Genomic DNA, 9,219 nt, shown 5'->3' with positions numbered 1-9,219 from the left:
CTCCAGTGTCAAGCAGCTGATCGCCAGGATCGAGCAGTTCGTGGCGGCATATAACAAGAACACAGCTCCATTCACCTGGACGGCTACGGCGGATTCAATCTTGGAAAAGATTCAGCGTCTTTGCTCTTGTATCTCTGGGACAGAACACTAGGCCTCGGCCCCGATCAGGAAACCGCCCAGCACCAGGATCGGCTGGGGCGGGGTTGGCGCAGGGGGTGCCGACCGAAGCGGTGGCAAGAGGGAGGGATCGATCCGGATCGGCAGCAACCGCAGGCTCGGTGCCCCGAGCACCCCATCCGCCCTCGCCGGCAGGGCGGCCACCGGCAGCACCAGCGCCTCCACTCCCTCCAGGGAAAGAGCGGGCGTACCGAGAGGAGCTGCCGGGTCGCGCAGCAGCAGATCGGGAAGCCGACTGCGCTGAGGGTTCAGATCAGGGCAACCGTGGCCGCCTCCTGCCAGTCCAAAGGCGCCCCGGGGCAGTGGGCGGCGCTCCAGGGCCAGCCGCTCCGCCAGCTCCGGCGTGACCATCGTGGAGGTGGCGCCGGTGTCGAGCAGCAGACGGATGCGGGAGCCCTGGCGCTCGTGGCGGGGAGCATGGCCGGCTCTGGCAGCGGCTGCGCCGGAGCCGGGCGGCGCCCCGACGCCCGAAACCTGAAAGTCGAGCACCGGGGTGTGGCCCCCCTCGGCGCGCTCCAGCGCGAGGCTCACCGTGCCCCGGCTGCGGCCTCCCGAAAGCGGCTGGCCGGCCAGCTGGATCAAGGCATGGGCAGGAGCGCTGGCGGCGGGACTGACCGGTGGACGATCAGCGGCCCTGGTGGGAAGGGTCAGCAGCAAGGCCAGCAAGGCTGGGCACCGCCACCAACCAGCGCAGCGAACGGCAACCGGAGCAACCAGACGCAGCTCTGAGGGCTTGGCCGTCGGCTGCCAGCCAGGGTCTGGCCGGGAGCCCATGACGTGGAATACAGAAGAAGGCTCAACCCGGTGAGTCGTGGATCCCCGTTGTGAAGGGCGTGATCGGCGTGCTGGGCCTGCGTGATTGGGCAGCCCCGGTTGCCGGGAGCGTGCGGATCCAGCGTGGGGCTCGGCGCAACCGATCACCCAGCCGGCAGATGGGCCAGCAGCCGCCACCAGAGCGGCACCGTGACCAGGGCCAGCAGGGTGGTGGCCAACACCAAATGGGCGGTGCGGTCGGCGTCACGGCCGGCCGCCTCGGCCAGCAGCAGGGCCGACACCGCGGTGGGAGCCGCCGCCTGCAGCACCACCGCATCCTGCACGGCGAGCGGCAACGGGATCAGTCGCGTGAGCGCGACCATCAGCAGCGGCATGGCCAGGAGCTTGAAGGCCACGGCTCCCCCCAGAGGCCACGCCTCCCCGGGCGCCAGCGACACCCCTTGGCGCAGGCTCACCCCCAGCCGCATCCCCACCACACTCAGGGCCAGCAGCAACAGTTGAGACGGCCACCACAGCAGCCGGCCCAGCTCCGCGCCCCAGGGCGAAAGGTGCAGCAGCAGGGCGATCGCCAGCCCCTTGCAGGCCGGACTGCCCCACAGCACCGCCAGAGCGCGGCGGGCATCGAAGGCGAGCCCCTGCACCAGCAGCGGACCCACGCTCCAGGTGATCAGGGTGCCCACCAGGTCGTAGCTGATGCTGTGCCCGAGCGAGGCCGGCGGCAGCAGGGCCCCGGCCACCGGAATGCCGAAATAGCCCGTGTTGCCCACCACGGCCCCCAGCTGCAGGCCGCCATGGGGAATGGAGCGGCGCAGCGGTGCCCATCCCAGCAGCAGCAGCAAGCCAGCCCCATTCACCAGGGCCGCCATCGCTCCAGACACCAGCAGCTCTCGCCCCATCCCCGAGCGCAGCAGCAGGCCCATCAGGCTGAGCGGCACCCCCCAGTTCACCAGCGGAGCGGCCAGCCGGGAGGGCAGCTACTGGAAGCGAAGCCCCAGCAGCAGGCCAAGCAGCAGGGAGGGGATCAGTTCGCAGGCGAAGCGCAGCACGGCGGGGGCCTTTGCAGGTGATCCTCGAATCCCACGGACAATCCGGCAGGATTCCAAGTCGTTTGGTGGCAGTGGGAGGCCAACCTCAATCACAGCCTTGATCCCTACCAGGAACGATCCGCGCTACGTCTCACCGCACCGGTAGCGCGGCAAGTGCATGCACTCCAGGGTTCTTGCCGTAGAGGGGGCCTGGTCAGCATGGCTCGGTTGATCCCCACTGCGACGGCGGCGTCCTTGCAGTTGCGTGGCCGCCAGTGTGCGGCTCACCAGGTAGAACTTCCAAGCCCAGAACCCGGTGAGATTTAGGCAAATTGCTGGCAGCTGCCCATCAGCCTTAATTTTTGACGGCGCTGGTTTCACCCGCACTTAAGCCAAAACAATCTGGGTGCGCAAAATTATGAGTGGAACAGCGAGCGTGAAATGGCGATGCCCCGCTGCTGGAACAACCCCGTCGATGATGTCGAGTTAGAATCTCGGTTGATTGAGAACGCGGGACGGCCTTGGAATTACTCCCCAGCATCTCGTTGCAGGATAGGCCATTGGTAGTATTGATGCACATTTCCGCACTCAAGCTTCTGGCATGCGAATTGGGGTGATTGGCGCCGGTCCAGCCGGATTGACCGCCGCGTACCTGTTGAGCGGAGCAGGTTTGGATGTGCAGATCTGGGAATCCGATCCCACCAACGTCGGTGGCATCTCGCGCACCGTGACCTACAAGGGATATCGATTTGACATCGGCGGCCATCGCTTCTTTTCAAAATCCAAGGAAGTGGAAGACCTGTGGAGTGAGATTCTGCCCAACGACATGCTTCAGCGAAACCGACTATCCCGCATTTACTATCGGGGAAAATTCTATTCCTACCCCTTAGATGTAGCCGAAGTTGTTGACAACCTCGGCAAGCGCCAATCACTACTTACCGTTGCGTCCTACTTCAAAGCCAAACTCACCACAAACGGTAAGCCCGCCAATCTCGAGGACTGGGTGACGCACAAGTTCGGCGGCCGCCTGTATCAGATGTTTTTTAAGAGTTACACAGAGAAGGTATGGGGCATGCCCTGCCGCGACATCTCAGCCGACTGGGCTGCCCAGCGGATCAAGGGACTCTCACTGAGCCAAGTGGCCCGCACGGCGCTGCGCCCCGCACGCAGCACTCCAAACCCGGATGACCGGGAACGCTCCGATGTGATCAAGACCCTGATCACATCTTTCCGCTATCCACGCCATGGGCCCGGCATGCTCTGGGAGGCAGCCGCCGAAAAGATCCGGAATCGTGGCGGAACGATCCACATGGGCACGCGGGTGAACAGTCTCGGGTACACCGGCCAGGGCAAGTGGCGGGTGTCCCTGAGGACCAAAGAGGGCAAAGAACAACAGCAAGACGTTGATCAACTGATCAGCTCCGCACCCCTGGGCTGGTTGGTTGACCACCTGCAACCAAGCCTGCCAGCCGTGGCGCTGGAAGCCGCTGGAGCCTTGCGCTACCGAGACTTCCTCACGGTAGCCCTGATCCTGAAGACCCCAAGTACCTTCCCCGATAACTGGCTCTACATCCATGATTCCCTGCTGCAGGTGGGCCGGATCCAGAACTTCGGCAACTGGTCGCCGGAGATGCTCGCCGACCCCTCAAAGGCCTGCTACGGGATGGAGTACTTCTGCGACCGAAGCGACCATCTCTGGAACAGGAGTGATGCGGACTTGATCCAGATGGCGACCCGGGAACTGCTCAGCCTCGGGCTGGCCCAGGACGGTGATGTGATCGATGGAGCCGTGGTGCGCCAACCCAGGGCCTACCCGGTGTACGACGACGCCTATACCGAACGCCGTCGCTGCATCCGCGCCGCTCTCAGCGAACACTGCCCTGGGCTGCATGTGGTGGGGCGAAACGGCATGCACCAATACAACAACCAGGATCATTCGATGATGACGGCCATGCTTACAGCCCGGAACATCCTGGCCGGGCAGCAGCTCTACGACGTCTGGCGGGTAAACCAGGACGCCGAATATATTGAATCCGGAGTGGTCGGTGCTGGCAACACTACCCCTGCTGATCCAGCGCCAGCCGGCCTAGGTGTCTGAGCAGGGACGCCAGAGCCGATTGCCCTCCGCCGCAAGCACACTGATTCACACGCTGACACCGTATTGATCGAGGTGCTAGCGAATCACGTCGCCATAAATAGCCTCCAGCCGCGACGTGAAGCCGTTGAGTTCAAACAAGTCCCGGGCCCGGGCGTGGCCGCGAGCCCCGAGCACCTGGGCGAGGGCGGGGTCGGAGAGCAGCAGCTCAAGCCGGCTCGCGAAAACCTCGGGGTCGCCGGGGGGCACCAAGTAGCCCGTCTCCCCGTCTGCGACGATCTCCGCAAGACCGCCGCAGCGGCTTGCTATAACAGCCACACCGTGCATCTGGGCTTCGGCGGCGATCATGCCGAAGGGTTCCTCCCACAGCGAGGGAACACAGACAACCCAGGCGGAGCGAACCATGGCAAGTGTGGCCTCGGGTGACAGTTTCCCCGTGAAGGTAACCCGCTCGCCAACACCCAGACCAAAGGCGAGGCGAACGAGATTGCTCCATTCAGGACCGTCGCCGATCACGACGAGGCTGCTGTGGGGAACGCGGGGTGCTAATCGGGCGAACGCCCGCACAACTGTGTCGATGCCTTTCTCCGGCACAAGACGCCCTGCCACCACCGCCGTCGGTGTTGTCGGCAGATGGATGCGAGCTTCCACCGCGACGGTGCCGGGGTGAACGACGCTGGCCTTCCCCAGGTGAGGGGGACCGAACTCCGCCAGCCGATTTGCAACAGCCTGGCTGATGGCGACGACCCGCGTAAACCGTTGCGCCAGGGCTCGATCGGCCGCCAGCTGGGCCATGAGCGGCAGCCAGTCGTGGATGGGCAGGCAGCCAGTGCGCAGACACGCGATCCCGGGGCGGGATGTACAGATGCGACGATCTGGCAGCAAGCGATTACCCAGCGGGCAGATCACCCTGTTCCACATCGCGTAGTAAATCACCGGTACATCGCCGAGCGCCAGCAGGATCAATGGCGACAGCTGGGTCAGGTAGAGATTGACGTGGACAACGTCGGGAGCGAAACCGGCGAGCAACCTGCGAAGCGTGCATGCCGCAGCCAGGTTCGCGGATTGCACCACCGTGCGCCACCGACTCATGGTTCCATAGCCCAGATCATCAGCCAGGTTGGTTTCGCTGCCAGCTTGCGCGGAGGAGGCAAAAACCCGAACCTCGTGGCCCCGCGCCCGTAAGGCATCACGGAGGCTGAAGACGATCACCTCAGCGCCGCCGGCGAAGGTGCCGTAGTCGTTGACGAGCAGAATCCTCATGTTGCCCAGGTCATTCATCTTCCCGGGTTCGAGCCGGAATCCCGCCGTGAGAAGAAGCGAGAGAAGGAAGGGAAAGAGGATCGCCTCGCTGCAACGGAGAGTGCTTCGATGAAAAACCCCACCGCATTGGCAACCTGCCAAAGGGCGAGAGCCGCCACCAGGGCCAACTTATCCAGAATGTGAACATTTCGCTCCGCAAGATGATGCCGGACACGGCGGAACAAGGTGAGATGGAAGCTAAGGTCTTCCTGCATTGACCCAGATCGACGCTGCTTCCGTCTGGCCTGATAGAGGTAGGCGCCGCGCCCGTAGCGGATATGGAGATCGATGAATTTTCTAAGCGACTGGGAATGGCGATGCTCCACGCGGGCGTCTGGGCGCCAGATAAGTGGCCATCCAGAGATGCGCCAGCGGTCACAGAAATCACGGTCCTCTGCACCGGCGCGGGGAAAGCTGCTGTCAAATCCGCCGAGGGAGAGGAAACAGTCCCTCGGACAGAGCATGTTATTACTAGCGAAGAAGTAGGAATTATCAGGATCGGCGTTGAAATGCTCATAAACAAGGTCCACGATCAGCTGACTTGTGGAAGCGAAGAACTCAGAGCCAAGCCCATTCAGCGTCGCCCCGCCTACGAGTGCGCTGGGCCGCTCCTGGGCCGCCCGCACAAGCGTGTCGAGCCACTGTGGGTCCGGCAGGCAGTCGTCGTCAGTGAATGCGATCAGGGTACCTCGTGCCTCCTGAACGCCGCGATTGCGGGCCGCTGCGGGGCCGGAGTTGTCCTGACGGATGACACGCAAGTCAAACCATCCAGACCATGACAAGGCTACGCCTTCAAGCGGCTGCGGACTGCCATCATCCACCACCACCACCTCCCATGGCTCAGGCAGGGTCTGCACGGCGAGTGCTGCAAGGCAGGCCTGCAGTTGCAACGGGCGGCCGAAAGTGGGAATCACGATCGTGACGACAGGAGCATGGACGAGAGGCCCGGAATGGCGGCGCTGTTGAGCGCCTAGCTGTCCGTCTACCACGCTGCAAACCTTTGCTTCAGGGTGAATAGGTGAGTGTTGACCCTGAGCCAGGGTTATGTCAATGTAAACGGCTCGCGATTATTCAGCCGAGTGCCGGTGAAATTGAGGCTGAACGTTGCTCGGAGGCTGCATTACATGCGAGAAACTGAGACGAGATGGGCGGGATGAGATAAATTGTCATCATGCTCAGAAGCATCTCATGGATGAGACGGCATGGAGGATAAATCCAACCAGAAAGCAGAGTGGAGTTCACGGCCTGAGAATAACATGACAGCCACCCGAGAAAGCTTTATGCGTCAATTCTGCAAAAGAGAATTGAACATATGTTCTCATCATTGGCTAAGCAGCAAAAACCCTGCTTATCACAGGCAGGTCTAAAAGCTAACCACAATATTGCTAGGCAAGCACTTATCCTTGAGGCTCATCGGCACACCTTGAGGCAATTAGCTTATGCAATTCAGTTAGTAAAAGCTGATGTTGCAACCCTTGCCGAAACCCGAATGCTAAGCTGAGAAACAGATTGCTGGCTATCGACCTGCCATGCAGCAAACCTAAAAATAGTCCACCGCAATGAACCAAAAGGGGATGGCAAACTCCAGAAGAATTCTTTTCATCACCTCATGCCCCTTGCCATGGGGAGGTTCCGAGGAGCTCTGGTCTGGCACGGCTCAAAAACTCGCTGTACGTGGTCATCATATCCTCGCTGGAGGCTCTGAAAACATCCCATCAAGAGCCAATCACCCCAAATGGATTCAACTAAAGAATCGAGGTGTGAAGATTGATTGTTTTGGCGTTCACCCTATGGAACGCTCATTTGTTGATGCAGTTCTGCGCTTCAAGCCTAGATATTATCGTCTTGCATCGTATCTACGCAATCATGTTTTGGCTATGAGGTTGCGATGGCGAAAACCTGATTTGGTCGTGGTTGCTCAAGGTCAGGCTTATGACGGGTGTGTGCCGATACCGTTGCCAGAAATCTGTGAAAAAGCAGGCATCCCCTATGTGCTGATTTGTCAAAAGGCGGCTGAGATTCATTGGCCACATGATGGCGCACTGGCTGCTTTGCGTCGGTCCTACAGGCAAGCCAGGCACAGTTACTTTGTTTCAAAGCACAACTTTGAGCTGGTTCAGAAACAACTCGGCATGAGCATCTCGGCTGTTTCTGTGGTTCGAAATCCGTTCCTAGTGCCACACGATCAAGCGATACCTTGGCCTCAGCCATCTATGTCGCCGTGGCGTCTGGCCTGCGTTGGTCGTTTGTGGCCAGAAGAGAAAGGCCAGGATGTGATTCTGAACGTTTTAGCACTGCCAAAGTGGCGAGCTCGGCCTCTGCATGTCAGCTTCTATGGCGAGGGAGCGATGGAGCAGGGCTTGAAAGGAATGGCCAGCTATCTCGGGCTTGAGCAGGTGAGTTTTCCCGGCTTTGCATCGCCGCAGGAGATCTGGCGAGAGAACTATGGTCTGGTGCTGCCCTGTCGTGCCGAAGGCCTGCCTTTGGTGCAAGTCGAGGCGATGCTCTGTGGACGGGTAGTGATTGTTGCCGATGCCGGTGGCACGTCTGAGATCCTTCAGGATGGAGTGCATGGCTTCCTTGCCAGCTCCGCTAGCATCTCCGAAATGGATGCGGCCCTAGAGCGAGCCTGGCAACGCCGTGATCAATGGCAGCAGATTGGTGCTGCCGCCGGTGAACATCTCCGCAGCCTCTATCCTCCTGATCCCTGCTCGGTCTTTGCCGATCATCTTGAATCGATCCTTGATCAACTACCAAGCAGCTCATCACAGCGAGCCATAAATGCTCATACAGGTCAGAGTAGGCAAAGCCATCAAGGATCACCGAATGTATCAATAAAATGAGGCAATAAGCCTGTGCTAAAATCTATCAAAGCTAACCAGTGGTGGGGGTATCACTTCATGGTGATGCTTGGTTCTGCTTATTATGCACTTTATATCACACCTATTCTCCCGCCAATCGGGGCGTTCCTGGCCAAGCTAACAATCTTCACCATTGCCACGATTGGTATCGCAAGCTTCGGATATGTGATCAATGATCTTACGGATGTGAAACAGGACCTGAGATCAGGCCACTACAACATCATGGTAAGGCATGCTCGCCTAGGCAGATGCTTGATTCTTGTATTTGTCGTATTATTGGGTACTGTGCCTTGGATTTGGCTGCCAAGATCGCCGCTGATTCTGACTCTTCTAGCGCTCGAATATGGTCTTTTCCTCGCCTATAGCGTTCCACCCATTAGGCTAAAGACCCGTGGTCTGTGGGGACCGATCGCTGATTCGATCTATGCCTATGTGTTGCCAGGTACCATCGCAGCCTTGGTCGCCAGTGATGGGGAGTCTGGACCGGCATTCGTTGCTTACATCATCGCATTTGTAGCCTGGTGTTTTCTATTTGGACTCGTTGGCATCCTGAAGCATCAGTTGTTTGACCACTCCAGGGATCGCATTGATAAGATTAGAACTTTTGTGGTGATCCGTGGTTGGGATGCAGCTTTTGATGCCACGGTTAAACTGGCTAATGTCACCTTGCTGGCCTATCTGCTTTTAATGACAATACAGGGCCATGCCAACCTTTTTATCTTATTAGGATTTTGTGTACATCTCTCATGGCAGTTTTTCAATTGGAACAGACATGCTATGGGTGCAACTAGATTGTCTGATTCGGTTTCTCGCCCTGAGCGCTTTCACATTCTCTATAATCAGATAATCGGTGACTTTTGCTGGTATTGGCAGCCACTGCTTATTCTCATTCTTCTTTCTCTTCGATCATCAGATTATCTGATTTTGCTAATGGCGCACCTTCTGGTGCTTCCCAATGGGATCAAGCGCATGGTATTGGAATGAT

General features: G+C 59.3%; 7 protein-coding genes and 1 pseudogene. 4 read left to right on the top strand and 4 right to left on the bottom strand.

The features are described from left to right. Positions 1–151: pseudogene (locus tag KBZ33_RS04570) on the top strand (IS630 family transposase); the annotation flags it as partial. Here the strand turns inward: KBZ33_RS04570 and KBZ33_RS04565 are convergent. After that, entirely contained in the window at positions 148–834 is a 687-nt protein-coding gene (locus KBZ33_RS04565) for a retropepsin-like aspartic protease (RefSeq protein WP_254950903.1), read from the bottom strand. The pseudogene KBZ33_RS04570 and the gene KBZ33_RS04565 sit on opposite strands and share 4 nt — an antisense overlap. A gap of 260 nt (positions 835–1,094) precedes the next feature. Continuing rightward, complete coding sequence (locus tag KBZ33_RS21590) at positions 1,095–1,898, bottom strand: AEC family transporter (protein WP_254950904.1); 804 nt, start codon at positions 1,896–1,898, stop codon at positions 1,095–1,097. Positions 1,899–2,577: 679 nt separating this feature from the next. On the opposite strand from KBZ33_RS21590, the gene KBZ33_RS04555 reads away from it, so the two are divergent. Then, positions 2,578–4,074, top strand: a complete 1,497-nt coding sequence (locus KBZ33_RS04555) for an NAD(P)/FAD-dependent oxidoreductase (protein ID WP_254950905.1) — start codon at positions 2,578–2,580, stop codon at positions 4,072–4,074. 75 nt (positions 4,075–4,149) lie between these two features. Here the strand turns inward: KBZ33_RS04555 and KBZ33_RS04550 are convergent, their stop codons facing one another. Both KBZ33_RS04550 and KBZ33_RS04545 read right to left on the bottom strand, forming a co-directional pair. Then, on the bottom strand, positions 4,150–5,352 hold the full coding sequence (locus tag KBZ33_RS04550; protein WP_254950907.1) for a glycosyltransferase family 4 protein: 1,203 nt from the start codon (positions 5,350–5,352) through the stop codon (positions 4,150–4,152). Then, positions 5,349–6,287 (bottom strand): glycosyltransferase, encoded by a 939-nt coding sequence (locus tag KBZ33_RS04545; protein ID WP_254950908.1) that lies wholly within the window; start codon positions 6,285–6,287, stop codon positions 5,349–5,351. The genes KBZ33_RS04550 and KBZ33_RS04545 overlap by 4 nt, the downstream gene beginning before the upstream one ends. A 660-nt stretch (positions 6,288–6,947) precedes the next feature. On the opposite strand from KBZ33_RS04545, the gene KBZ33_RS04540 reads away from it, so the two are divergent. Both KBZ33_RS04540 and KBZ33_RS04535 read left to right on the top strand, forming a co-directional pair. Further along, positions 6,948–8,216, top strand: a complete 1,269-nt coding sequence (locus KBZ33_RS04540) for a glycosyltransferase family 4 protein (protein WP_254950910.1) — start codon at positions 6,948–6,950, stop codon at positions 8,214–8,216. 57 nt (positions 8,217–8,273) lie between these two features. Next, entirely contained in the window at positions 8,274–9,218 is a 945-nt protein-coding gene (locus tag KBZ33_RS04535) for a UbiA family prenyltransferase (RefSeq protein ID WP_254950912.1), read from the top strand. Position 9,219: the final 1 nt, after the last annotated feature.

Source organism: Cyanobium sp. Cruz-8D1 (genome assembly GCF_024345975.1).
Taxonomy (GTDB): Bacteria; Cyanobacteriota; Cyanobacteriia; order PCC-6307; family Cyanobiaceae; genus Cyanobium.
The sequence above is the reverse complement of the archived record's forward strand: the minus strand, read 5'-3'. Positions and strand labels throughout refer to the sequence as shown.

Coding starts and splice junctions, on each gene's coding strand:
- KBZ33_RS04535 (WP_254950912.1), top strand. CDS start 8,274: ATGGTGATGCTTGGTTCTGCTTATTATGCACTTTATATCACACCTATT.
- KBZ33_RS04550 (WP_254950907.1), bottom strand. CDS start 5,352: ATGAATGACCTGGGCAACATGAGGATTCTGCTCGTCAACGACTACGGC.
- KBZ33_RS04540 (WP_254950910.1), top strand. CDS start 6,948: ATGGCAAACTCCAGAAGAATTCTTTTCATCACCTCATGCCCCTTGCCA.
- KBZ33_RS04555 (WP_254950905.1), top strand. CDS start 2,578: ATGCGAATTGGGGTGATTGGCGCCGGTCCAGCCGGATTGACCGCCGCG.